Raw genomic sequence first — 24421 nt, forward strand, 5'->3', positions numbered from 1 at the left:
CCTATGCCCAGTCGTGCAGGTGCGCGTGGGTATGCTCCTTGCCACCGTGGGTGTGGCGGTGGCGGTGCAGCAGTCTCGCCTCGTCCAGGATCTCCAGGCGCTCGAACAGCGCTTCGACCGGACCGTCGTAGTGCAGGGTATGATCAGGCCCCAGTACCAGGGCCCTTGTCCCCAGTTCGCGGCCGAGGCTGAGATTGTGGGTGCAGAGCAGCGTCGTGATCTTCATCTCCTGCAGCAGCTCCACGAGCCACCCCGTCGTTGGCGGGTCCAGGTGCGCCGTCGGCTCGTCCATCATCAGGAACTTCGGCTCGACGGCCAGCAAAGAGGCCAGCAGCACCCGCTGCTTCTCGCCGCCGCTGAGCCGGTAGGGGGCGCGTTCCAGCAGCTTAGTCACCCCGAAGAGCTCCGCGAAGTGCCGGACCCTTTCATCGACGTCGTCGAAGCCGAAACTGCGTGGCCCGAAGGCGATCTCTTCGTAGACGCTGGTGTTAAAAAGCATGCTGTTTGGGTCCTGCATCTGCAGCACGTTCTCCCGCCTAAAAGCCGCCTTGTGCGTCTTGAGAAAACGCTTGTCCATCAAGGCACCGCCGTAGAGGATCTCGCCGCTTTTGGGATACTCCAGCCCGTTAAGGAGTTTGAGCAGCGTCGATTTCCCCGAACCGTTGATCCCGAAGAGCACGATCTTCTCTCCCTCTCCTATGGAGAATGAGACGTCGCGCAGGAGCGGGAACTTCTCTCCTTCGAAATCGGTCGCGTCGAAACAGACGTTACGGCACTCAATCATCCATCACCCCCCGCGAGCGCATTCCCATCGCATTCTCCTGCGACAGTGACAGCGTCTTGTACATGAAAAAATAGAGCTGGGCCAGCAGCGCGTGCAGCCTCGTGCCGCGCTGTCGTCCCGCGTGGCGGCTTCTTAACCCCTCGGAGAATGCCGCGTAACTGCGCATAAAGGCGATGACCTGCGACACACAGAGGGTATAGAGCAGCGAGAGCGTCTTTGAGAAGGAGAGCGCCCGGGCCATGTTGACGCGCGACACCAGTGTAAAGGTCATCAACGTCATCGCGAGGGCACGCAGGTTGATCAGCAGCAGTGCCGCCTCCGGGAGGCCGAAAAAATAGTGGGCCAAAAGATAGGTCAGCGTCACCGTTGCATTAAAGAGCAGCAGGGCCGCGACCGCCCGGCGTAGCAGCAGCCAGCGCCGCCGCCCGCCCAGCGCGACAAGCACGAGCACGACGGCGCCGACCACGCGGAGGTCATGGACATAGCCGAGCGCAACGATCCCGGCCAGGTACGCGAAGAGCCAGAGACGCTCACGCTGCATAAAATACCCCTTTGAAGTAGCGCTTCACGAAACGCACCATCATCACCGTCACGGCCCCCTCGGCGAGCCCCGCGATCAGATGCGGGATAACGATGCTCGGCAGCGTCACTTCCAGGCCGAAGGGGAAAAAGAGCGGTTTGCCCCAGGCATCATGGGCGATGAGAGGCTGGATGCCCAGCACCGCCGCGACGATCACCGCCGGTACGACGAGGCCTATCCAGCCTGCCGCAAAAAGGGCAATGGACTCCGAAACGCGTTTGAGGAAATGGTAGATGCCGTAGGCGGAGAGCGTACCGGCGAAGGCGATCGCGATGACGTGCACCCCGTAAGCGGTGATCCCCCCTTCTCCGAAAAGCAGCGCCTGCACCAGCAGCACCAGGGAGAGCGCGCCGAAGGCCGTCCAGGGTCCGAACAGCACCGCCATCAGCCCCACCCCGCCCAGGTGCACCGAAGTGCCGCCGGGCATAGGGATCGCAAAGAGCATCGCGACGAAACTGAAGGCGCTGATCGCCGCGACGCCGGCGATCCTGTCCGCATCCAGCTCGGCACGCTTCAGGGCCAGGATGATCAGCCCCGCTGCCACGGCCGTGGCGGGGAGGTAGGTGGCCGGGGAGAGAAATCCGTCGGGTATGTGCATCTATTTGCCTTTAAAAGAGGGTCGAGAACGTAAAGATGAAGCGGTAGCGCTCCTTGCCCTCGGAGCCCTGCTGAAGATCTTCTTCGTTCAGGTCGGTTGCCGTCGGCAGCTTCACGCCCATCGCGGCAGAGATCGTCTTGTAAGTCACGCGCAGGCTGGGCGTCGTGTAGAGGATAGACCCGCCCGTCGCTTCGGCGCCGACGCCGTCTTCCTCGTCGCGGCCGAGATAGAGATAGTTTGCCTCAAGAGACGCGTCGACCCGAAGGCGCGATTTCGGCACCTCGTAGACCCTTGCCGTCACCGCACCGTTGACGCGTATCTCGTCCCCGAACCGCAGCTTGGTTCCGTCATCATAAGTGTGTTCGAAAAAGGTATTGTACGAACAGTCGCCCACAAAGGTAAAGGCGTTGCCGAACCACTTGGTCATGCTGGCACCGACCATCAGCGAGGGTTCGCCAAAGCCTGTCTGCATGCCCGGGTCGATAAGCGCACCGCCGGCGTCCTTGCGTTCGGAATTGCCCGTCGGCAGGGTACCGTTGGCAAAAATTGTAAAGTGCCAATCCTCCATGTCGTCCAGGCTTTCATTTTTGCGCGCGAGTTTGAACCCCTCGTCGTAGACCAGGCCGAGAACGACCTGGAAATTGACGTCATGGAAGCCCGATACCATCGTCGAATCGTCCAGCGCCTTTGTATAGTAGGGCATAAAGACATAGGCGCTCAGGTAGGGGGTCGCCCCGTAGCCCAGACCGTAGAGCCAGTAGTCCGTCCGATCCATCTCGCCGTCCCTGGCACTCGTATAGGTTTTATACTTCGCGTGGTCGAGTTTCAGGTACCCCAGGAAGGAACCTTCGGGAAGGGTGGACGAGCTGGTCGTCTCCAGCGGCGCCCCCGGCCCGTCGACCCCTGTCAGGCTAATCGACGGTACGCCGTGATGCCCCCATGCCGCGGCACATGCCAATAATGAACCCCCCAATACCTTTTTCATTTACTCCTCCTTTTTTTATACAGATACAGCGTGCAGAACAGCGCAAAGATCAGCGCCAGCCCGACAAAGATCTTCTGAAACTTCTCGTACAGCGGCTGCGCATACCCGCTGAGCGCCAGATGCTCATCGACGGTGATCTCCACCGCCGCGCCGTGCCCGTCCTCGCCGAAGGCTTTCAGGGTCCATACCCCCTGCTTCGTCGGCCGGAAACAGAGCGAGGAGGATTTATCGGTCCGCCCGACCTGGTAGGGGATCGTCTCCCCCGGGGCGTAGAGTTCATACGCCTGGTAGGAGAAGTCGCTCTGATCGGCGTAGGCAAAGGAGACGGCGATGCACTCCGAGTGAAACACCCGGTGCACAAGGTCGTGGGCGCCAAGTAACGACACAAGGGCAAACAGAGCGAGGAACACACGCATCATTTCACCTCCAGGTTCAGCGTCGCGTTGTAAAGGCGCTCGGCGACGGGTGCGTTTGTCAGCGGCTGCCGCAGGGTGGCCCGAATCTGCTGCAGTCCCGCATGGCGGATACGGACGTTGATGCGTCCCGCTTCATCCGTCGTGCCGACGACCCGCCCCTCGTAGGCGACGACCGCGCCGGCTTTCGGCGCGCCGTCATAGGTCGCAAGTACGCGCATCTTGTCTCCCGCTTCCAGGCCGGAGGGGTCCCGGCTGAAACTGAGCTCGAACCCTTTGCCCAGGGGTGCGAAATCTGACAGCCTGTTCAGGCGCTTGACGCTCTCGATGCTCTCCCAGCTCCCTATCACCATCGCCGGGTTCGCCTCTGAGGCCGCGACGATGCCGTAGGGGGTTTTGGCGTAGTCGCCCAGGTGCAATATCACCATCATGGTGTCGCAGGCCGCACCAACGCGCTCGGAGACCCCGAACGCCCCTTTCACTTCGTCCACGCCGCCGCTCTGGCGGCAGTAGCGTTCCGAGGGGTACTGCTTCACTGCTTCGTCCTTGTGCATATGCTCCGATGCGGCTGCGCCCAGGTGACCGCGCTGCAGCTCCCCCGACGCGTCAATCCAGTACTCGTGCGCCGCGAGCGTTGCCGCCATCGCCAACAGAAGAAAAAGTCTATGCATGCATGCCTCCCGATCAGCCCATGCTGATTAAAATGAATCATTATTCACTTGCATCTTAAAGAAGGATCACTAAAGCCGCACTAAACGAAATCATTTCTTATATCGTTTTGGGACCAAAAAAGATGAAATATGCTTTTTTCCGCCGCCGTCTCCTCCCCTGAGACGGTACGTTACAAAAAACTGATACACTGACAGCAGAAAATCCACCCCTTACCAAGGAGCCGCCATGCACCCGACCCGTCCGCTTTTTCTGACGCTGCTCGCCTCCCCCCTCCTCCTCGCCGCCACCCTGTCGCCCGCTTCGACGGAGACGGCCCTCGTCATCTACAACGCCGGCATCGGGCTGGTGCATGAGAAACGGCAGCTCACCGTCGAGAAGGGAAAACAGAGCGTCGTCTACCCCGGCGTCGCGACGACCGTGCAGACCGACGCCGTCAGCGTGAAGCTGCCCTCTGGCGTAACGCTCTACTCGCAGCAGTACCGCTTCGACAAGATCACTCTCGCCAAGATCATCGAGGCGAACATCGGCAAGCGCGTGCGCTTCAAAACCGGCGACGCCGAGCATCCGGGCATCGGCGGCGGAACGCTTCTGGCGGCGTCGCCCGCCGTCGTGCGGACCGACCGCGGCATCGAGAGCGGGATCAAAAACGAGGATTTCATCTTCGACGCCATCCCAGACACACTGATCATGAAGCCCTCCCTCGTCTGGAACGTCGAGGCCTCCAAGCGGGTCCGGGGGGAGATGGCGCTGGACTACCTCATAGGCAGCATCCGGTGGAAAAGCGACTATACCCTCACCATGGACGGCGACAAAGGGGACCTGACGGGATGGATCACCGTCGACAACCGCTCGGGCAAACGTTTCGAGAACACGAAGCTGCACCTGCTCGCGGGGGAGATCAACAGGCCTGCCCAGCCGCGTCTCTACGTCGGCAAGGTGATGATGGAGGCCGCGGCGGCGCCAGTGGCGGAGCAGGCCGTCGAGGGGTACCACCTCTACAGCGTCCCCTTCGAGGTCACCCTCGCCGACAATGAAAAGACGCAAATACGCTTTATCGACCGGCCGTCGCATGCGCTAAAGAGGCGCTACGAGGTGACCATGCCCGCGCCCCTGCAAAGCGGCGCGGAGCTCAAACGCCCCGTCAGCCAGTTCGTCGACCTCGAAGGCTTCGACATCCCGCTGCCCGCGGGCACGGTGCGCACCTACGCCGAGACGGACGGCACGACCATCCTGCTGGGCGAAAGCCCACTGGACAACACCCCGAAAAACGAGACGGTCACCCTCCGCCTGGGGACGAACTTCGACATCGTCGCCAAAAGCACGCTGGTGAAGCGCCAGGACGAGGGCAGCTACTGGAACCTTACCGTCTCCTACCGCCTCTCCAATCGCTCCGACGCCGCCAAACGCGTCGACGTCCTCGTGCCCGGCGTCTCCTCGGACAGCAAAACGACCATCAAAAGCACGCTCTCCTACGAGCGACGCGACGGCTACACCATCCGTTTCTCACCGACACTGAAGGCGGGGGAGACCAAAACATGGCAGGTCTCCTACCGCATCCCCAAGCCCTAACTTTATTGCTCCTCTATAAACGCCGCCAGCGCCTTCACCGGCAGCGGCGCGTCGCACTGCAGGACAAAGCGGTTCGCCTGCTCCGACGGTGAAAGCGGCTTCACTCTGCGCTGCTGCATGGCGAGGACCGCTTCGTCCGCTTCGGAGACGTCGTCGCCCTTCTCGCCGCGCAGCCGTATGCGGCGCAGAAGCTCCGCTTCACCGCACTCAATGTCCAAAATCACATAGGGAACGCCCCGACGCGCGGCCAGCGCCGCGAAGGGCTCCCGTTGCTGCGCAGAGAGGAAAGTCGCATCGGCGACGGCGCTGCAGCCTGCTTTCAGCACTGTTTCGGCCAGCGTTTCGAGCCTGCCGTAGGTCGCCGCCGTCGCCGCCGCCGTATAGATGTCCACTTCATCCCCTTCACTGCGGAAAAGGCGCATCCGCTCAATGTCCGAACGCAGCCGCAGCGCCCCGAACGCCTCGACGGCTTCCAGGGCCAGGGTGCTCTTGCCCGATGCCGAGACGCCGTGCATGATCATCAGAAAAGGCTCGCCCCTCTCCCCGTAACTTTTTGCCAGCGCAATGTAAGCCCGTACTTCGTCGACGACGCTTTCGCGCTCCTCCTCCGCAATCTCCTGCGCGGCGTGGAGCGCGAGCACCTTGGCCCGCACCATGGCCCGGTAGGTCTTGTAAAAGGGAAGCAGCGCTACGGCGGCGTAGTCGCCCGTATGTTCAAGGTAGCGGTTGAGGATGCGGCGGCTTTGGCATGAGAGTCCCCTGTACTCCAGATCCATCAGCAAAAAGGCGAGGTCGCTGATGACGTCGATGTGGTTGAGATAGGGGTTGAACTCGATGGCGTCGAAGAGCATGGGCCTGCCCTCGAAGAGCGCCATGTTGTGCAGGTGCATGTCGCCGTGGACTTCGCGCACGAAGCCGTCATCGCGTCGCTGCTGCAGCAACGGGGTCAGGCGTGCATGCTCCACCCGCGTCCACTGCTCCAGCGCCGCGACCTCCGCGGCCAGGTCGCCGTCGCGGTGCAGGGAGGCCATGAGGTCGAAGTTCTCCTGCATCGGCATGATGACCCTCGCGGGCGTACCGTAGTCGCTCTCGGCGTCGACGATGGGCGCGCCGTCGTGCATGGCGGCGGCCGTGTCGGCGACGGCGTCGCACTCTTCGTCTGTCAAACCTCTCGCAGCGGCGATGTTGTCGAGCTGCGCCCCGGCATCAAAGCGGCGCATCTTCACGGCGTACTCGATGGCCGCGCCCTCCCCGTCCAGTTCCGGCGACTCGATGCTGCCCGTCACGGCGACGACCCCCAGGTAGAGCAGCGGCGCGTAACGGCCGTTGATGCGCACCTCTTCCTGGCAGAATCGCTTGCGCCGCTCCAGGGTAGAGTAGTCCAGGAAGCCGAAGTCGACGGGTTTTTTCAACTTGTAAACGACGTCTTTGGCGATGATGACGCTGGAGATGTGGGTCTGGATAAGGGAGGATTCCGGCTGCCCCAGCGTCTGCAGCAGGTTGCGCACCAGCCGGTCGTGGTCGCGCTCGGTCATTTTTGCCTAGACCTTGACGCGGTCTTCGAGGGCCCGGGCGAGGGAGAGCATGTCGATGTTCTCCAGGCTCACGCCCGTCGGGACCCCCTGGGCGATCCGGGTGAACCGCACGTCCATCCCCTGCAGCTTGTCCTCGATGTAGAGGATGACGGCGTCAGTGGCGATGGAGGGCGTCAGCGCAAAGATGATCTCCTCGACGCCGCTGCCCGCCGTGGCGCGCAGGTGGTCGATGTCGAGGCGATCGAGTGCGTCGAGGACGTAGTAGCGGCCGCCGAAAAGCCCGTTCTCCTCAATGGTAAGGATGTCCTTCGCGTTCTCGACGATGCACAGCAGCGATACGTCGCGCCCCTCGTCGGAGCAGACGCCGCAGAGTTCGTCCTCGCTCATCCCCCCGCAGGAGCGGCACTTTTTGATGCTGCCGACGGCATCCTCGATGGCGTGGGCAATCTTCATCGCCCCGAAGCTGTCGTGCATCAGCATGTGGTAGGCCAGGCGCGTCGCCGACTTCTGCCCGACGGTGGGGAGCTCCTGCAGGGCGTCGACAAGGCGCGTAAACTTCTCAAGGCTGTGTTTCATAGCGCTATTTTAGCGTAAAGCCGCCCCGGTGAGGCGCTGCCGCCTGAAAGATTTTTCAGCAATTTCGCCGGGAACGGCGATGATAGAAAACCTTTACCTGTTCCGGTCTAGAATAAAAGATTACGGCATTAGAAGGAGCAGCGTCATGGCAGAGTTTGACCCCGAAGCGTACAGGCAGATGGTCCGTTCCTACCAGGAGCGCGAGGACCCGCTGGGGTGGTTCGACAGCATCTACAGCAGCGCCAACGGCGACCACACCGCCGTCTTCTGGGCCGACCTCGCCCCCAACCCCTACCTGACCGGCTGGCTCAAAGCGCACCCCCTCGCACCGGGGGAAAAGCAGCGGGCCATTGCCGTCGGCTGCGGGGTCGGTGACGACGCCGAGGAGCTCTCCGCCTACGGCTACGACGTCACCGCCTTCGACATCGCCCCCAGCGCCATCGCGCTCTGCAAGAACCGCTATCCCGACAGCAAAGTAGAGTACCTCATCGCCGACCTTTTCGACTACCCCGAAGCGTGGCGTGGGGCCTACGACGTCGTCTACGAGTGCAACACCATCCAGGTGCTCCCGGGCAAGTACCGCATCATGGCCCGCGACGCCATGGTATCACTCCTCACCCCCGGCGGCACCATCCTCGTCTCATGCCGCAGCCGCCTGGCCGGGGAGCAAACTGACGCCATCCCCCTCCCCCTCGACCGCGACGAGATCGGCGGCTTCGTCCGTGCCGGCCTGAACGAAGAGAGCTTCGTCGCCTACGACGACGACCAGACTCCACCGGTGCCGCACTTCTTCGCAACTTACCGAAAGCCGCTATAGCCGCTTTAATATGACATATATTTTTTCAAACTCAAAGTATACATATATTTATGTTTAATTGTTTTTATTTGCAGCTTTTTATAATGATAAAAATTCTATAGTTTATAGCTACGTTTTGATTTAATATTTAAGTATTAAAGGAATTTCATGATGTATTTGTTCGTTTTTGGAACATGGATTATGCTTTTAGCTTGGTTAGCAATAGATCTTCATAAACGCGGACCATGGGCTTTATTTTTTGGAACTATTATATTGACTATGTATGGTGCCGTCCCTGCAATTGGATTAACAATGGATGGTGACACCTTAAACAATACAGCAATGAAGTATATAGGTCAGATGTTAATGGTATTCATTTCGGTCCTTGGAGGTGCTTTAATGAGTTTAGCTTTTACAGAATTAAGAAAGATGTCTATAGAAAAGCAAAAAGCAAAAGAAATTGCCAAAGAAAGATAATAGATAAGAGAAGTATATGAGAATAGAAACACCTTACACAAAGAACTCAGGACGCTTGGCTGATGTAATCGCAGCAATTCAAGTAATGGGTACTTATAAATTTTACAAGCTTGACTTTGCTACTTGGTCAGATCGCATCAGTGGGGATAAATCAAAAGGTGAATACTGGAAACATATCTTCGAACAACACCCTGAGTTTTTTCGACTCGATAATGGCCGAGGAAAAGCATCCCTTGTTTGGCGACGCAATTATCAAAAACTATATGATGTCGACAAAGAAGAAAAGATTACTCGGGAAGATTATAATGCTCTCACTCCTGATCAAAAAGAGCGAATTTCACGTATTCCTCTAACGAACTCCGATATTTCAACCTTAGTGAACACTGCCATTAATTTGCATTCTAGAGAGATCGAAAACAAAAAAGACTCCAGATGGTGGATATCGGGTGTAATTGGTTTGTTAGGTGTTGTACTGGGGGCAATCATTAAAGCGTATGCAGGTTAAAGCAGTTAACAACCCAGAGAAGAGCAATCAAAAATTCGTTAGTGGTTTTTTGATTGCTTATTTTAAACGTTAGGCAATAAAGGAAGTCATAAAATGAAAAGAACAATCTTTTATTCATGGCAGTCTGATTTACCTAATAATACAAATTGGTCATTTATTGAAACGTGCTTGTCTTCAGCTACTAAAGAACTCAAAAAAATTCAACCGGTGTCAATTGTGATTGATATTGACAGAGCAACAAGACAAGATACAGGATCTCCGGACATAACTGAATCAATATTTACGAAGATAACAAATAGCAGCGTCTTTGTTGCAGATGTATCTATAGTCAATGGAACGAGCAATGGAAGAAAAACACCTAACCCTAATGTATTAATTGAACTTGGATATGCCGCAAGAACTTTGGGGTGGGAAAAAATAATCTGTATTTGTAATACTGATTTTGGTGATTTAACCAATCTGCCTTTCGATTTGCGAAATCGTAGAATAATGACCTACAGCTTGAAAGACAAAAATAAATCCGATGTAAAAAGAGAAGTGTCTAATGGTATAAAAAAAGCAGTAATGGAAATGCATTCAAAAGGCATATTGACAGATAAAATCCTTGATTATTTAAAAAAAGAAATTGACCAAGAGATGCTAATATTAATAACACATCTGGTTCGATTCATAAACAAATCAAGTGAAAAAACCGACTTCCTTGAAGATGTAACGGCTTTTCTAAATTATGAAAAAAAAGACATCATTGAGATACTCAAAAATAAAAAGACTATCGGCTTCTACCTGCTAAAGAGTTTTCATGAGCATGAAAAAAAATTTAATACTTTTATAAATCAAGCAATGGGTTCACAATACTATAATCGTGAGATCCTAAATGCTTTAATCGATATTTACGAATGGTTCTCAGCATACAACGATATGCGTTCCAAATATTTTTCAAACCTCTTGATTAAACTCGAAAAAACCGAAGACAGACTGCATGTTATAAATAGCTCAGAAGTTACACATAATAGTCCATACTCAGATAGATATTTCCTCATGAAAAAAATCAACGAAAAAGAAAGTCAAGTTCATAATGTTGGAGATTTTTATCCCGGGAATGTCCCTGACTTGCTAAATTATTATGAATTTAATTCGGAATATCTTGATAAATATGCAGACACGATGACCCTTCTCTCTAAGAATTTCAATAATTGGCTTCAATTAACAAACAATGAATTTATTTTGGATTTTGTAAAAACCTTTAGAGTGAAACAGACTAATGGTGAGTGGCTATAAAGCCTCACCAATCAAAGGAGACCAAAAACCCCGAGCAGCGTTTGATTGCTCATTTTAAACGTTTCACACAAGGAGAACATATTGGAACTGGGCAAAGTCAAAATATCTAAAATGACTGGCAAGGAGTCCTTTCACATCGAAGGGAAAAGTCTCGATTTTGATTTACTATCCTTTTGGCAATGGTCAAGCTCTGAAATATTGGGAAATGCTCTTAGAGGTGTTTTAGCTGAATATATTGTTGCAAAAGATATTGACTGCCCCTATGAGATTCGAGAAGAATGGGATGCTTATGATCTATTAACACCGGAAGGTTGGAAAATTGAAGTCAAATCTGCAAGTTATATTCAAAGTTGGGAACAGTCCAAACTATCAACTATTTCTTTCGGAATCCAGCCAACAATAATTTGGGAAAATGACACCACAAGAAGTCAAACTCCTAAAAGACAAGCTGATGTATATGTCTTTTGTCTACTGGCACATAAAGACCAAAACTCTATTGACCCCCTGAACTTATCGCAATGGGAATTTTATGTACTTCCTACAAGTACACTCAATGAAAAAGTTGGCCATCAAAAGTCGATAACGTTATCTTCTCTCTTGAAACTCGAACCCAATAAATGTAGCTTTGGTAATATCAAAGACGCAATTAGAAATATACAGAGCTAATCCAAATACACTTTACGATTGGTGGGAAGACTCGAACGGTGTCGCACTAAGAAAAAGATAGGGCTTACCGGTAAGAGTCACCCGGAACTTCTTCTGTTGCAGGTACTTCTTGCAGAAATAGACGTCCTTGTAGAGCAACGACTGTTCCGAGAATGCGTAGTTGGGTGCTTTGGCACCGTAGATGAGCTCCCCGTCCATCCAGCGGCTGTTGGGAAAGCCGAGGATGACGCTGCCGCCAGGAGCAAGGTAGTTTTGTATCAAGGACATAAACAGCGGCTTGAACTCCACGCCGGGGCTTTGCAGGGTTCCTATGCTCATAATGAGGTCGAAACGGCCGAGATTGAGGCTGTCGAGGTCGTTGATATCATGGACGTGGAAGCTCACGTTGGACTCGGGAAATTTCGCCTGCGCTTCGGCGATGGCCGTCGCCGAGTGGTCCACTCCGACGAGTTCCATCTCACCAAAAGAGTCGCCGAGCATCCGGCGGATCAGCTCGAACTCTTCCCCGCTGTTGATGCCGAGGTTAAGCCCTCGCTTCCGCTGCCCCACTTTTACCCGCTCCAGTGAATGGCGGTAGGCCCAGAGAAAAGCCGGTTCCTCGTTCTTGTTGATGGCCGCAAAGGGCGAAGCCGAGCCGTACTTCTCCGTTCTCTCTTCCACCTCTTCCCGGTGGAAGGACGACGCCGTGTCCAGCTTCATAAAACGCAGGAGGACGGTACCGTTTTCGAGCCGTTCGGGGGTCATCATGCGGCAGAGCAGAAGCTCCGCGAGGTCGGTCCACGCCTTGTAGCCCCGGTAGAGGTACACCGCACTGTCAACGGTAATCGTCGCTCCGGCGTAGCTGCCCGCGCCCAGGTCGGGGTCGAGAACGGAAAACTCGACGATCTCCCCGGCACGCAGCTGTGCCACATGCGCTTCGAGCAGAGACAAAATCTCCACCATGGGTTCTACTGTAAACGTCAGCATCTGCTCCCTACTCCGCTTTCGGCACTAATAACCAAAGTCGCAGCGGCGACTTCATCCGCCCCGCTTCGGCCTCCGCGTGTTCGCCGTAGCCCCAAAAGAGGTCGGCGCGCACCTGCCCCTTGATGGCGCTGCCCGTGTCCTGTGCCATGGCCAGGAGCTGCAGCGGCTCGCCCCCAAGGGGTTCGACGGCGTCGACGTAAACGGGGTAGCCCAGAGGGATGCGCGTGCGGTCGACGGCGACGGAGTGCATCGGCGTCAGCTCCGCGCCGAGGGTTCCCGTCGCCCCCTGGGTACGCTGGCCGAAGAAGATGTAGCTGGGGTTCGATTCCAGAATGCGTTTCTTCTCTGCCGGGTGGCTGCGAAGGTAGGCGCGGATCGTCTGCAGAGAGATCTCGGCTTTGGGGATGAGCCCTTCCTCGACCATCAGCTTCCCGATGGAGTGGTAGGGGTGGCCGTTTCTATCGGTATGGCCGACGTAGCGGGTCGTGTTGTCATCGAGCAGGACCCGCCCGGAACCCTGGACATGGAGAAAGAAGCGGTCGATGTCGCTGCTGACATAGCACAAAGGCCGCGCGTCGATGTCCCCGGCGTTGATCTGCGCCCGTGAGGGATAAGGCACCACGCGGTTGTCCTGGAGCCTGCCGCGCAGGTAGCGGTGGGTCAGGTCGGGATAGAGCGAGGCGAGCTCGACGCGCAGCAGGTCCTTCGGCGGCGCGTACAGAGGATAGGGGTAAGCGGCGCTCTGATTCGCCGAGCCGTGCAGGAGCGGTTCATAGTAGCCCGTCATCAGCCCTTCCTCTTTCCCCTTTTCCGTCAGCATAAAGGGACGAAAGTTCGCTTCAAAGAAGGCTTTGGCGTCGGCGCTTTTTTCCGCCTCTTCGCAGAGCGTCTGCAATGCAGGCACCTTGTTCAGGCCGCACTGCTTTTTGAAAACGGCCAGCCCTGCCTCGGCTCTTTGCTCGTTCCACTGCGGCAGCGCGTCGAAGGGGACAAAGACGCCGCTGCTGTCCGCTTCACCGTTCAGATTCAGGTGTGTTTCTTTCTGCGCACAGCCGCCCAAAAAGATCAGAAAAACGAGGGTAAAAAGGGAATGAAAAATGTACAACTTTATATCACTTCACTCAAGATGGTATAATTCCGAAAATTTTTTCGGGGCACTTCATTGTGCCGATCAAAAAAAACAGTATAACAAGGGATTTGTATGGAAGAGATGAGCTATTACGAAATTTTGGAGATCAGCCAGAGCGCTGAAAAGACCGAGATCAAGAAAGCCTATCGCAAAATGGCCAAGAAGTACCATCCCGACGCCAACCCGGACGACCCGGAAGCGGAACACAAATTCAAGCTCTGCAACGAGGCCTACCAGGTCCTCAGCGACGACGAAAAACGGAGCATCTACGACCGCTATGGCAAACAGGGGCTCGAAGGCATGGCCGGCGGTGGTGCGCGCGGCGGCTTCGGCGGGTTTGAGGACCTGGGCGAGATCTTCGAAGAGATGTTCGGCGGCGGGCGCCGCTCGCGCCAGAACCCGGCGGACATGGACAAATACCCCCTCGACCTCGGCGTCGAGATCGTTCTCAGCTTCAAAGAGGCGGTCTTCGGCTGCGACAAAGAGATCAGCTTCAGCTACAAAAAGGCGTGTGCGATGTGCGACGGCACCGGCGCCAAAGATGGCAAGCTCGCCCCCTGCCAGCAGTGCGGCGGCAAGGGCCAGGTCTACGTGCGCCAGGGCTTCATGACCTTCTCCCAGACCTGTCCGGTCTGCCACGGCGCGGGCACGATGCCGGGCGAGCCCTGCTCCGAGTGCCACGGCGCGGGCTTTGAAGAGGTCGAAGAGACCATCACCATCAAGGTCCCCGCGGGCGTCGACAGCGACAACCGCCTGCGCGTCTCCGGCAAGGGCAACGTCGGCAAGCGCGGCAGCCGCGGCGACCTCTATGTCACCTTCCAGGTCGAGCACGACGAGACCTTCCAGCGCCACGGCAACGACGTCTACGTCGAAGTCCCGGTCTTCTTCACTCAGGCGATCCTCGGCGAGACTATTACCATCCCGTCGCTTACAGGCGAGATCGAGCTCAACCTCGACCAGGGAACCCGCGACAAGCAGCAGTACCGCTTCCGCGACGAGGGGATCGAAGACGTCCACGGCCACGGCAAGGGCAGCCTGATCGCCCAGGTCAAGCTCATCTACCCGAAAAAACTCAACGACGACCAGAAAGCCCTGCTCGAACAGCTCCAGGAGAGCTTCGGCATCGAATCGAAACCCCACGAAAGCGTCTTCGAGTCGGCCTTTGAAAAAGTAAAAGGGTGGTTTAAATAAGGGGCGGTAAAATACCTCTATAATCCCTACAGGAGCGCCCTATGAAAGAGTGCAACTCCCTTGCAGAAGTCCGCGACGAGATCGACCAGCTTGACGATCAGATCGTCGAGCTCATCGCCAAACGCAACAAGTACATCAAGCAGGCCGCCCGCTTCAAGAACACCATCGACGAGGTCAAAGCCCCCGACCGCATCGATGCCGTCATCCAGCGCCTGCGGCGCAAAGCCCTCGACCTCGACCTCTCTCCCAACCTCGTCGCCGACCTCTACAAGCTGATGATCGACGAGATGGTCGAGACGGAAATCGCCGAACTGCGCAACGCGAAGGACCTGTAAATGTCCCGTTTTGACGCCGCGGCCGCCGACTGGGACAAGGGAGACCTGCGCCAGCAGATCGCCGCGCATACCGCCGACGCCGTCATCGGCACCATCCCCCTGAACGACACCATGTCCCTGCTCGACTTCGGCGCGGGGACGGGGCTGCTCACCTACCGCGTCGCCCCCCATGTCGGCTCCGTCACCGCCGTCGACACCTCCGAGAAGATGCTCGACGTGCTCAAGAGCAAAAGCACCCCGGAACACGTTATCAAAACCGCCTGCTGCGACATCACGCAGATGCCGCTGAGCGAAACCTTCGACGGCATCATCAGCTCCATGGCGATGCACCACGTCGAGGACACCGAAGGGTTCCTCAAGACCCTCTATGACCACCTCAACCCCGGCGGCTTCATCGCCGTTGCGGACCTCGACAAAGAGGACGGAAGCTTCCACTCCCACGGGAACGAAGGGGTCTTTCATTTCGGTTTTGACAGGGAAAAGTTGACGGAGATGGCTCAAAAATGCGGATTCGTCGATGCGGCCTTCACGACCGCACTGACGATTGAAAAACCGGAGAAGAACTACCCGGTCTTCCTCTTTACTGCTTACAAAGCATAAAACGACATCCGAGCCAAGCCCGGATATCGACGCTAAAACTTATTTCAGCACTGAAAGGTGCTGATCACTCCGCTTCCTCTTTCTTCTCTTCGTGCTTGCACCCCGTATTGAGCTTCAGCGGAATGTACAGCGGACAGACGCCGAAGACTCCCGTCAGCAGCGGTACGAGCCCGATCACGGCAACTATGTAGTTCGAGGCGACAAGCCCGTAGGCGATCAGGGCGATGCCCAGAATGATCCGGATGACCTTATCGACGGTTCCCATATTGACACACATCATATTCTCCTTGGTATAGAAAACTTGGATGCGTTCAGTATATACAAATCGGGCAAACGCCGTCAGTAACCTAGGTCACCAAAGGCGTCAATGCACGAGCTGTTTCTGCACAAAGCGCTGGTAGAACCCCTCGCGCCGCAGCAGCTCCTCCGGTGTGCCCGCCTCGACGATGCGCCCGTCGTCGAGGAAATAGACGTAGTCCGCGTGCTCGACGGTGCTGAGGCGGTGGGCGATGATGAGGGTCGTCTTGCCCTTGAGGTAGTCGCGCAGGGAGGTGAAGAGGTGGCTCTCCGTCTGCACGTCCAGCGCCGAGGTCGATTCGTCGAGGATGACGACGCTCGGTGCGTGCAGCAGCATCCGGGCGATGGAGAGGCGCTGACGCTCCCCGCCGGAGAGCCTTATGCCGTCTTTGCCGATCATCGTCTCCAGCCCTTCCGTGAGCTTGGAGACGACGTCGTCGAGCTGCGCGACGTGCAGCACGTCGTAAAGCTTGTCGTCGGGGAGGTCCCGCCCGAGGGTCAGGTTCTGCCGCAGGGTGTCGTTGAACATCTTCGGCGTCTGCAGCACCAGGGCGACATGGTCGCGGATGACGTCGAGGCCGATCTTCTGGACGGGGATATCGTCGATGCAGATGCTCCCCTCCTGCGGGGCGTAGAGCCCCAGTACCAGCTGTGCCAGCGTCGTCTTGCCGCTGCCGCTGTGGCCCAGAAGCGCCACGGTCTTGCCCGCTTCTATGTTCATAGAGATGTCGTGCAGCACCCGCTTCTGACCGTAGCCGAAACTGAGGTGTTCCACGGAGATGCCGTTGGTCTCTCTCCCCTCGAAGGGGTTCTGCTCATGGGGGTACCGGGGCTCCTTCTCCAGCCGCAGCAGCGCGTTGAGGCGCTCGAGCGCCGCCGTGGCGTTCTGGTAGGAGAAGATGATCTGCAGCATATCCTGCAGCGGCGTCACCATGAACCAGAGGTAGCCCAGCACGGCGAACATCTCGCCGATGGAGAGCGACGAGAAGAGCACCATCAGCATGGAGCTCGCCCGGAAGAACTCAAACCCGCTCAGAAAGAGCAGCGAAGAGAGCTGCCCCGCCGCCTCGCTCTTCCAGCCGTACTGCGTCGAGGCGTCGCGGATGGAGCGGGCATCGTCGATCATGCTGTCGATGTAGCGCTGCTCCTGGTTGTAGGTACGGATCTGTACGAAGAGGTCCAGGGTCTCGGAGAGGCGGTTCTGGAACCGTTCGATCCGCTGGTTCTCCGTCCGTTTGAGCCGCCGCACCTTCTTGCCCAGCCAGGTCGTCAGCGCGACGACGGCGGGATTGAGCAGCAAAATGATCAGGGCCAGCTGCCAGTTGATGAAGAGCAGTACCAGCGCCACGCCGATCAGGGAGAGGGCCGAGACGAAAAAGCGGCCGATGCTCACCCCGATGAAGGCGTCGACGGTGTCGATGTCCGTCACCAGCCGCGCGCTCACGCCCCCGCCGCCCAGGGCTTCGTACTCGGAGACGGAGACATGGCGAAGGTGCTCCAGGATGCGCCGGCGGATCGTAAAGACGAGGTGCTTGGAGATGATCGTAAAGAGGCGGGACTGGAAGACGTTGGCGACGACAAAGAGCATGCGCAGGAACAGCGTCGTCAGCAGCACGACGACGATGTAGCCCCAGGGATGTTCGGGCGCGAACAGCAGGTCGATCAGCCCCGTCAGCTGTGCGGGCTTTTCGAGCAGCACCTGGTCGACGAGCAGCGGGAAGAGCAGCGGGACCGGGAGGGAGATCGCGACGGCCAGCACCGCGACGAGCTGCCCCAGGGTGATCCGCTTGCGAAAGGGTTTCGTATCGCGCAGCAGCGTGCGCCAGGTCATTTCTTGCATGGAGGGATTATAGACTATAGAGGGTGTATGGAACGTAAAGCGGGGAGGCAGTGCCCCCGCGTTTACCCGCGTGAAAGGTTGAAGCGGTTACTTCGTATCGACGTGCAGGACCGGCTTGAGCATCCACTTGTTGCTGCCGGTGGAGTGGATTGACTTGTTCGCGTCGAAGTCGACCGTCATCGTCATGTTTCCATCCGCCGCCATCACGAAGTTGTGGCTCTCTTTGATGACCATGCTAGGGACCGTCAGTTCGCTGGCGTTGCCGTCGATGACAACGTAGTTGCCGAACGGATGGACCGTAGAGTCGTTGCTCTCTGCGGAGAGGACCAGACGCATCTGCGTATACTTGGCCGCCGGGATGTTCGTAACGCCGATCATCGAGACGTTGCCGTCGCGCAGTTTCAGCAGGTCGTAGGTACCGTTGACGTCCGCCACGGTGAGCCAGGTTGCGTTTGACTCGTTGGATTCGTCGGCGCGGTGTACCATGACCTTGTCAATGGTCACATAGACGGCTTGAAAATCAGCCGGTGCGTCCATTAGGGCGACATTCAGCGTCCCGCTGTTGGATGAACTGCCGCCGCAACCGGCGATCCCGGCCATCAGCACAGCGGCCGCAGCGATACTTGCGTAAAAGCTTTTCATTCAGAGCTCCTTGTTATTTACTGTATATCAAAGATTATAACAAAGAAAAGTTACCGGGATCAAAGCCCTATATTCAGGGCTTTTCAGGAGATTGTGAAGAGTTTTTCGACCGTTCCATGAAGGGTTTCGCCATCAAAGAGCGACTGACGGTTTTCCAGCATGCGGACAGGGCGCGGGTCGAAGAGCACCAGGTCCGTGCTGCCGACGCCGATCGTGCCGGCGTCGCGCCCGATGCTGCGGGCCGGTTCGCGCACGCAGAGCGCGATCAGCCGCTCCCAGCCGATCCAGCCCGAAGCGACGAGTTTCGTGTAGAGCAGCGGCAGCGCATCGGAGATGCTTTCGCAGCCGTAGGCCGCGTCGGCGAAGGCGACCTCTTTATTCACCGGGGAGTTGGGCTGGTGCAGCAGGGTCAGCATGTCGACCGCCCCGGCCTCGAAGGCTTCGCGCAGTTTTGCCACGTCCGCTTCGGACTGCAGCGGCGGGTCGAGTTTGGCAACGGTGTTGAACCCTTCGCACGCCGCATCGCTTTTGAGCAAGTGGTGCAGGCTCACTTCGCAGCGCACGTCCACCCCCTCGCGCTTGGCGGCGGAGATCATCTCGAGGGAGCGCGGGGAGGCGATGCTTTTGAAGACGATGGCGATCCCGAACTCGCGGGCGATCTCGATCATCCGCGCCACGTGGACCGGTTCGCCGAGTGCGGGGATGCCGACCAGGCCGAGGCGCTGCGCCACCGCCCCTTCGTTCATCACCCCGTTGGCGGAGAGGTTACGGTCGTAGGCGCGGCAAAAAAGCGTCCCGCCGAACATCTTGACGTACTCGGCAACCCGCACGGCCAGGTGGTTGGAGATGGACGTCGTCATATAAGGCGCGATCGCCCCGCGCTTGAGCAGAATGGCGATGTTACTGAAACGCTCGTCGTCTATGGTCGCGGCGATGGTCGTTTCGATCCGCGCCCCTTCGCATCCGTCACGCTGGTTCTGGACAAACTCCAGGGAGATCGCATCGTCGACCGAAGGCGTGGAGTCCGGGGAGAGCACGACCGTCCCTACACCCCCTTTGCGCGCCGCCTTGGCCAGGTCGACCAGGTGGCGGCCCGTCAGGCGTCCGTCCTTGAGACGGACGTTCGTGTCCACGAGCGCCGGCAGCAGAACCTTGCCGGTGGCATCGACCCGCTCGTTGCCGGCGATCTGTTCGGCGATCTCGGTGATGCGCCCCTCCTCGATGCGAACGGAAGCGACGCGTTCGCCGTCGCAGTCGCAAATCGTCACGTTTTCAAAAATCATGCCCGTGTCCTCACTCCCGGGCCCCGCAAGCGTGCAGGAAGGCCCGGATGCTATAATGTCGACATTGTATTGCAAAACCAATAAGCCAGGGGTTAGAGTGCGTTTTTTTCTTTTGATTCTTTTCGCAGCCGTTGCATTCGCGGCGCAAGAGAGCGATGAGACCTACGAACGGGGGAAGACCCTCTACTTTCAAAACGGCTGCAACAACTGCCACGGCTCCCGCGCGGAGGGAACCGGCAACTACCCTTCTCTCGCCAACCGGGCCAAAGGGTTTCTGGCCTATAAACTACAGACCTTCCGCAAAGGGGTCGCCGATACCCCGATGCAGGAGATGATGATCGGCTTTGCGTCGCCACTCAGCGACGCGGACATTGATGCCATCACCACCTTCCTGCACGACTTCCACGACGCCCAGACGGATCGCTACGACCCGGCCTTCCAGCAGTGGGGAGACGGCGGATCATGAAGCTGCTCGTTTCCGCCCTGGAGCACTCCGCCAACGTCCACCTGAAGGCCCTCAAAGCCGAACTCGGCGACGACATCGAGCTGATCGGCATCTTCGACAGCGCCCTGGGCGAGCCCATCGTCGACCTGCGCTCCCTGGCGATCATGGGCTTCGTCGACGCGCTTAAAAAGCTGCGCTATTTCTTCAAGCTCGCCGACGAGATGGTCGCGCTCGCCGCCGAGGCCGACAAGGTGCTGCTGATGGACTCCTCGGGCTTCAACCTCCCCCTGGCCAAAAAGATCAAGAAGCGCTACCCCGACAAAGAGATCATCTACTACATCCTCCCCCAGGCCTGGGCGTGGAAACAGAAACGGATCCCCGTGCTTGAGCGCACTATTGACCGCCTCGCCTCCATCCTCCCTTTTGAGAAGGAGTACTACAGCCCGGAGGCCCCCATCGAGTACGTCGGCCACCCCCTGCTTGACGAGATTGCGCACTTCAAAACCGAGGCCGCCCCGGTGCTCAAACGCGTCGCCTTTATGCCCGGAAGCCGCAAAAGCGAAATCAGGCGTCTGATGCCGGTGTTCAGGGAACTGCGCTCCCGCCTCGATGCCGAAGCGGTGATCGTTGTGCCGAAGCATTTTGCGAAAGAAGAGCTGAATGATCTTTACGGTAACCTATCACCGTTTATTGTGGCACACGATGCGCATGCGGCCCTCTACGAGAGCGATTTCGCCTTTATCTGCAGCGGCACCGCGACCCTCGAGGCTTCCCTGATCGGCACCCCGTTCGTCCTCGCCTACGTGGCGAAACCGCTGGACTACCTGATCGCAAAGACGCTCGTCAAACTCGACTACATCGGCCTGGCGAACATCATGTTCTCCCGCTTCAAAGGGCGGCCGCTGCACCCGGAGCTGATCCAGAACGACGTGACGGCGGAGGCGCTTTTGGGCGCGATGCAGACCCTCGACCGTCCGGCGTTTGTCGAAGACGCCAAGGCGCTCCGGGGGTATCTTGAACACGGCAGCAGCGCGCGTGTGGCACATCTTATCGAAGGTGAACAGGAATGAAAATCAATTTTATCGATCTGCAGGCGCAGTATCAGGCATACAAAGAGGAGATCGACCGCGAAGTCGGCGAGGTCATGGCATCGGCCCAGTTCATCGGCGGACCGAAACTGCAAAAGCTTGAGAGCGACCTGGCCGCCTATACCGGCGCCGCGCACGCCATCGGCTGCAGCAGCGGCACCGACGCCCTGCTGCTGGCCCTCATGGCCCTCGACATCAAAGCCGGCGACGAGGTCATCACCACCCCGTTCACCTTCATCGCCACGGCGGAAGTGATCGCCTTCCTCGGCGCCAAATCGGTCTTCGTCGACATCGACGAGGCGACCTACAACATCGACGCCGCACTCATTGAAGACGCCATCACCGAACGCACCAAAGCGATCATCCCCGTCTCCCTCTACGGCCAGTGCGCCGATATGGACGCCGTCAACGCCATCGCCGCCAAACACGGCCTCCCCGTTATCGAGGACGCCTGCCAGAGCTTCGGGGCCGAGTACAAAGGCAAAAAGTCCTGCAACCTCTCCACGATCGGCTGTACCTCCTTCTTCCCGTCCAAACCGCTGGGCGCCTACGGGGACGGCGGTGCCGTCTTTACCAGTGACGACGCTCTGGCGGAAAAAATCCGCATGCTGCTCAACCACGGCCAGAACGAGCGCTACAAGCACAAGTACATCGGCATCAACGGCCGTCTCGACGCCATCCAGGCGGCGGTCCTCAATGTCAAGCTCGCCCACTTCGACGATGAAGTCGAGGCGCGGATGCGCATCGGTGCGGCCTACAGCGAAAAGCTCGCCAACGCGAACGTCGTTACCCCTGCCGTCATGGCAGAACGTACCAGCGTCTACGCCCAGTACTCCGTCCGCGTCAAGCACCGCGAAGCTGTCGCCGCGGCCCTGAACGCCAAAGGAATCCCGACGGCGGTCCACTACCCCATGCCGCTGCACCTGCAGGAAGCCTTCGCACCACTGGGCTACAAACCCGGCGACTTCCCCGTCTCCGAGCGCGTCAGCGAAGAGATCATGTCCCTGCCGATGAGCCCCTACCTTACCGCGGAGCAGCAGGACTTCATCGTCACCGCCCTGGAGGAGAACGCATGATAAAGATCGCCCTGATCGGCCTGGGTTCCATGGGCCGTAACCACTACCGCATCCTCCACGCCCTGGGCGAAAAAGTCGAGATCGTCGCGCTCTGCGACGTCGTGAAAAACGGCGAGTTTGCCGAGCCCTTCTTTACCGACGTCGACGAGATGCTCGACACCGCCAAGCCCGATGCCGCCATCATCGTCGTGCCAACCTTCCTGCACAAAGAGGTCGCGCTCAAGTGTATCGAGCGCGGGGTGCACGTCTTTATTGAAAAGCCGGCGGCCTCGACGATCGAAGACGCGAAACTGATCGCCAAGGCTGTCCAGGAGGCGGGGCTGAAAAGCTGTGTCGGCCACGTCGAACGCTTCAACCCCGTCGTCCAGGCGCTCAAAGAGGAGCTCGAGGGCAAGGAGATCTACACGATGTCCATTACCCGCGTCGGCCCCTTCCCGCCGCGCATCGCCGACGTCGGCGTCCTGACCGACCTCTCGGTACACGACATCGACCTGATGCGTTTCATCACCCACCGCAACATCCTGGAGAAGAACATCTTCAAATCCCGCAAGATCCACAACCACCACGAGGACAACGCGGTACTGAGCTTCGAGCTCGAAGACGCCATCGTCGGCGAGATCCTCACCAACTGGCTCACGCCCTTTAAAAAGCGCACCATCGAGGTCGCCTGCAAGGACGCCTACTTCGAGGCGGACCTGATCACGCAGAACCTCACGGAGTACTCGAACTTCCACGTCAACAACTCCTACGTCGTGCGCGGCTGCCACATCAAAAAGGACGAGCCGCTGCTCAAAGAGGTCGAAGCCTTCGTGACCTACCTCGAAACGGGCGAGCGCGGCTCGCTGGCAACGATCGAAGACAGTATCATCACACTGCAGGTGGCAACCGAAGCATGATCCATCCTACCGCCGTCATCGCGCCGGGTGCCGTTATCGCCCCGGACGCCCACATCGGGCCCTTCTGCAGCATCGGCGCCGACTGCGTGATCGGTGCGGGCGTGCGCCTCGAGGCCCACGTCGTCCTTGAAGGCCCCGTCACCCTCGAAGCGGGCGTGCGCCTCTTCTCCTTTGTCAAGATCGGCAACGGCCTCGCCCCCGTGACCCTGGGGCGTGGTACTTTTGTGCGCGAGTTCTGCCAGATTGCAACGCAGAACGACACCGCCGACGCCGTCGCCATCGGCGAAGAGAACTTCATCATGGCCTACGTCCAGCTCTTCCCCGGCGTCACCCTCGGCGCCAACTGCATCCTGACCAACGCCGTGACGATGCAGGCAAGGAGCCGCTGCGAGGAGCGCGTCATCATCGGCGGTCTCAGCACCGTGGCGGCCGAGTGTACCATCGGCACGGGCGTGATGGTCGGGGGCGCGTCGAACCTGCAATACGACGTCCCGCCCTTCTGCCTCGTCGAGGGGAACCCCGCCACCGTCCGGGGACTCAACCTGATCGGGATGCGGCGCCGTTTCGAGGACCGCGAGGACATCGAAAGCGTACGCCGCTGCTTCCGCCAACTGCACAAACAGTTCGACCCACACACCGCCGCCGAAATGAGCGAGGCCCTCGAGAACCCTCAGGCCAAACGTTTTACCGGTTTCATCGCCGCACACCGCTGCGCCTGAGGAGAAAAAAATGCTGCAATTCAACACCTATGACAACGACACCCTCGCGGCCATCCGCGAGCAGCTTAACGCCTGCGCCGAAGCCCTCGGCGGTACCGGCCGCCTGCTCGGCCTGGTGGAGACAATCCTTGGCATGAAGCCCTCGCCCCTGCAGAACAAAACGGCATCGTTTCACTTCGAGCAGGGCAAGGTGAGCTGGAACAAAGTCCTGTTCTCCGACAAGGTCGAGACGATCGCGCAGATGATCAAGAAGCACGACACGATGGAGAACCTGCTGGAAAAGGGCTCGAAAAAAGAGCAGAACGCCGTGCGGACCCTCTTCCCCGTCACCTTTACCATCACGCCCAAAGAGGGCGAACCCTTCACCTTCAAGGCCGTCGACGCCCCCGACGCGAACACGGCGCGCATCGACCCGCTCTTCGAACTGCTCTTTTTCGCTTCGACGGGGCTGATCAAAAAAGCGCTCAGGGAGGCATAAGT

The 24421-nt window shown here is 58.0% G+C and carries 29 protein-coding genes; 15 read left to right on the forward strand and 14 right to left on the reverse strand.

Annotation, left to right across the window (positions count from 1 at the left end; translation table 11 throughout):
* Position 1: 1 nt before the first annotated feature.
* The 6 genes from ACM66T_RS07040 to ACM66T_RS07065 are packed head-to-tail and all read right to left on the reverse strand — an operon-like array spanning position 2 to position 4031.
* Positions 2-784: an energy-coupling factor ABC transporter ATP-binding protein gene (locus ACM66T_RS07040; protein WP_231018125.1), complete on the reverse strand. Its 783-nt coding sequence runs from the start codon at positions 782-784 to the stop codon at positions 2-4.
* Positions 777-1325: a hypothetical protein gene (locus ACM66T_RS07045; protein ID WP_231018126.1), complete on the reverse strand. Its 549-nt coding sequence runs from the start codon at positions 1323-1325 to the stop codon at positions 777-779. Before ACM66T_RS07045 ends, ACM66T_RS07040 begins: the two co-directional genes overlap by 8 nt.
* Positions 1315-1962: an energy-coupling factor ABC transporter permease gene (locus tag ACM66T_RS07050; RefSeq protein ID WP_231018127.1), complete on the reverse strand. Its 648-nt coding sequence runs from the start codon at positions 1960-1962 to the stop codon at positions 1315-1317. Before ACM66T_RS07050 ends, ACM66T_RS07045 begins: the two co-directional genes overlap by 11 nt.
* Positions 1963-1972: 10 nt before the next feature.
* The gene (locus ACM66T_RS07055) at positions 1973-2947 is read right to left on the reverse strand and encodes a transporter (RefSeq protein ID WP_231018128.1); all 975 of its coding nucleotides are present in this window, start codon (positions 2945-2947) and stop codon (positions 1973-1975) included.
* A complete protein-coding gene (locus tag ACM66T_RS07060) occupies positions 2944-3363 on the reverse strand; it encodes a hypothetical protein (RefSeq protein ID WP_231018129.1) in 420 nt (139 codons plus the stop codon). Before ACM66T_RS07060 ends, ACM66T_RS07055 begins: the two co-directional genes overlap by 4 nt.
* Complete coding sequence (locus tag ACM66T_RS07065) at positions 3363-4031, reverse strand: DUF4198 domain-containing protein (protein WP_231018130.1); 669 nt, start codon at positions 4029-4031, stop codon at positions 3363-3365. The genes ACM66T_RS07060 and ACM66T_RS07065 overlap by 1 nt, the downstream gene beginning before the upstream one ends.
* Positions 4032-4257: 226 nt before the next feature.
* Here ACM66T_RS07065 and ACM66T_RS07070 point away from each other — a divergent pair, with 226 nt between their 5' ends.
* Complete coding sequence (locus tag ACM66T_RS07070) at positions 4258-5601, forward strand: DUF4139 domain-containing protein (RefSeq protein WP_416768204.1); 1344 nt, start codon at positions 4258-4260, stop codon at positions 5599-5601.
* 2 nt (positions 5602-5603) lie between these two features.
* Here the strand turns inward: ACM66T_RS07070 and ACM66T_RS07075 are convergent, their stop codons facing one another.
* A complete protein-coding gene (locus ACM66T_RS07075; protein ID WP_416768205.1) occupies positions 5604-7136 on the reverse strand; it encodes an AAA family ATPase in 1533 nt (510 codons plus the stop codon).
* A gap of 6 nt (positions 7137-7142) precedes the next feature.
* Positions 7143-7712, reverse strand: a complete 570-nt coding sequence (gene recR / locus ACM66T_RS07080; RefSeq protein ID WP_231018133.1) for a recombination mediator RecR — start codon at positions 7710-7712, stop codon at positions 7143-7145.
* A gap of 145 nt (positions 7713-7857) precedes the next feature.
* Between recR and ACM66T_RS07085 the strand changes: the two genes are divergently transcribed.
* The 5 genes from ACM66T_RS07085 (at position 7858) to ACM66T_RS07105 (ending at position 11434) form a co-directional block, all read left to right on the forward strand.
* Positions 7858-8529 (forward strand): class I SAM-dependent methyltransferase, encoded by a 672-nt coding sequence (locus tag ACM66T_RS07085; RefSeq protein WP_416768207.1) that lies wholly within the window; start codon positions 7858-7860, stop codon positions 8527-8529.
* 147 nt (positions 8530-8676) lie between these two features.
* Positions 8677-8985 carry a hypothetical protein gene (locus tag ACM66T_RS07090; RefSeq protein ID WP_231018135.1) on the forward strand — a complete coding sequence of 103 codons (309 nt, stop codon included), beginning with the start codon at positions 8677-8679 and terminating at the stop codon, positions 8983-8985.
* A 16-nt stretch (positions 8986-9001) separates the two neighbouring features.
* A complete protein-coding gene (locus ACM66T_RS07095; protein WP_231018136.1) occupies positions 9002-9490 on the forward strand; it encodes a hypothetical protein in 489 nt (162 codons plus the stop codon).
* 93 nt (positions 9491-9583) lie between these two features.
* Positions 9584-10768: a hypothetical protein gene (locus ACM66T_RS07100; protein WP_231018137.1), complete on the forward strand. Its 1185-nt coding sequence runs from the start codon at positions 9584-9586 to the stop codon at positions 10766-10768.
* Positions 10769-10849: 81 nt separating this feature from the next.
* Positions 10850-11434: a hypothetical protein gene (locus ACM66T_RS07105; protein WP_231018138.1), complete on the forward strand. Its 585-nt coding sequence runs from the start codon at positions 10850-10852 to the stop codon at positions 11432-11434.
* 12 nt (positions 11435-11446) lie between these two features.
* Here the strand turns inward: ACM66T_RS07105 and ACM66T_RS07110 are convergent, their stop codons facing one another.
* Both ACM66T_RS07110 and ACM66T_RS07115 read right to left on the reverse strand, forming a co-directional pair.
* Entirely contained in the window at positions 11447-12376 is a 930-nt protein-coding gene (locus ACM66T_RS07110; RefSeq protein WP_231018139.1) for a class I SAM-dependent methyltransferase, read from the reverse strand.
* 31 nt (positions 12377-12407) lie between these two features.
* The gene (locus ACM66T_RS07115; RefSeq protein WP_231018140.1) at positions 12408-13505 is read right to left on the reverse strand and encodes a murein transglycosylase A; all 1098 of its coding nucleotides are present in this window, start codon (positions 13503-13505) and stop codon (positions 12408-12410) included.
* 96 nt (positions 13506-13601) lie between these two features.
* On the opposite strand from ACM66T_RS07115, the gene dnaJ reads away from it, so the two are divergent.
* The 3 genes from dnaJ to ACM66T_RS07130 are packed head-to-tail and all read left to right on the forward strand — an operon-like array spanning position 13602 to position 15655.
* On the forward strand, positions 13602-14720 hold the full coding sequence (gene dnaJ, locus ACM66T_RS07120) for a molecular chaperone DnaJ (protein WP_231018141.1): 1119 nt from the start codon (positions 13602-13604) through the stop codon (positions 14718-14720).
* A gap of 41 nt (positions 14721-14761) precedes the next feature.
* A complete protein-coding gene (locus ACM66T_RS07125) occupies positions 14762-15055 on the forward strand; it encodes a chorismate mutase (protein WP_231018142.1) in 294 nt (97 codons plus the stop codon).
* Positions 15056-15655, forward strand: a complete 600-nt coding sequence (locus tag ACM66T_RS07130) for a class I SAM-dependent methyltransferase (RefSeq protein ID WP_416768208.1) — start codon at positions 15056-15058, stop codon at positions 15653-15655.
* A 64-nt stretch (positions 15656-15719) separates the two neighbouring features.
* Here ACM66T_RS07130 and ACM66T_RS07135 read toward each other — a convergent pair whose 3' ends face one another.
* From ACM66T_RS07135 to ACM66T_RS07150, 4 genes are all read right to left on the reverse strand, one after another.
* On the reverse strand, positions 15720-15932 hold the full coding sequence (locus tag ACM66T_RS07135; RefSeq protein WP_231018144.1) for a DUF2892 domain-containing protein: 213 nt from the start codon (positions 15930-15932) through the stop codon (positions 15720-15722).
* An 87-nt stretch (positions 15933-16019) separates the two neighbouring features.
* Positions 16020-17792 carry an ABC transporter ATP-binding protein gene (locus ACM66T_RS07140; protein ID WP_416768210.1) on the reverse strand — a complete coding sequence of 591 codons (1773 nt, stop codon included), beginning with the start codon at positions 17790-17792 and terminating at the stop codon, positions 16020-16022.
* Positions 17793-17879: 87 nt separating this feature from the next.
* A complete protein-coding gene (locus ACM66T_RS07145; protein ID WP_231018146.1) occupies positions 17880-18434 on the reverse strand; it encodes a DUF4382 domain-containing protein in 555 nt (184 codons plus the stop codon).
* An 83-nt stretch (positions 18435-18517) separates the two neighbouring features.
* Positions 18518-19717 carry a dihydroorotase gene (locus ACM66T_RS07150; protein WP_231018147.1) on the reverse strand — a complete coding sequence of 400 codons (1200 nt, stop codon included), beginning with the start codon at positions 19715-19717 and terminating at the stop codon, positions 18518-18520.
* 97 nt (positions 19718-19814) lie between these two features.
* On the opposite strand from ACM66T_RS07150, the gene ACM66T_RS07155 reads away from it, so the two are divergent.
* The 6 genes from ACM66T_RS07155 to ACM66T_RS07180 are packed head-to-tail and all read left to right on the forward strand — an operon-like array spanning position 19815 to position 24419.
* Positions 19815-20183 (forward strand): c-type cytochrome, encoded by a 369-nt coding sequence (locus tag ACM66T_RS07155; protein WP_231018148.1) that lies wholly within the window; start codon positions 19815-19817, stop codon positions 20181-20183.
* Positions 20180-21232 carry a lipid-A-disaccharide synthase gene (lpxB, locus tag ACM66T_RS07160; RefSeq protein WP_231018149.1) on the forward strand — a complete coding sequence of 351 codons (1053 nt, stop codon included), beginning with the start codon at positions 20180-20182 and terminating at the stop codon, positions 21230-21232. The genes ACM66T_RS07155 and lpxB overlap by 4 nt, the downstream gene beginning before the upstream one ends.
* On the forward strand, positions 21229-22326 hold the full coding sequence (locus tag ACM66T_RS07165; protein ID WP_231018150.1) for a DegT/DnrJ/EryC1/StrS family aminotransferase: 1098 nt from the start codon (positions 21229-21231) through the stop codon (positions 22324-22326). The genes lpxB and ACM66T_RS07165 overlap by 4 nt, the downstream gene beginning before the upstream one ends.
* Positions 22323-23222 carry a Gfo/Idh/MocA family protein gene (locus tag ACM66T_RS07170; RefSeq protein WP_231018151.1) on the forward strand — a complete coding sequence of 300 codons (900 nt, stop codon included), beginning with the start codon at positions 22323-22325 and terminating at the stop codon, positions 23220-23222. The genes ACM66T_RS07165 and ACM66T_RS07170 overlap by 4 nt, the downstream gene beginning before the upstream one ends.
* Positions 23219-23941: an acyl-ACP--UDP-N- acetylglucosamine O-acyltransferase gene (locus ACM66T_RS07175; protein ID WP_231018152.1), complete on the forward strand. Its 723-nt coding sequence runs from the start codon at positions 23219-23221 to the stop codon at positions 23939-23941. The genes ACM66T_RS07170 and ACM66T_RS07175 overlap by 4 nt, the downstream gene beginning before the upstream one ends.
* 10 nt (positions 23942-23951) lie before the next feature.
* Positions 23952-24419 carry a hypothetical protein gene (locus ACM66T_RS07180; protein ID WP_231018153.1) on the forward strand — a complete coding sequence of 156 codons (468 nt, stop codon included), beginning with the start codon at positions 23952-23954 and terminating at the stop codon, positions 24417-24419.
* The last annotated feature ends 2 nt before the right edge of the window (positions 24420-24421 follow it).

This window comes from Sulfurimonas sp. ST-25 (assembly GCF_048079205.1).
Taxonomy (GTDB): domain Bacteria; phylum Campylobacterota; class Campylobacteria; order Campylobacterales; family Sulfurimonadaceae; genus Thiomicrolovo; species Thiomicrolovo sulfuroxydans.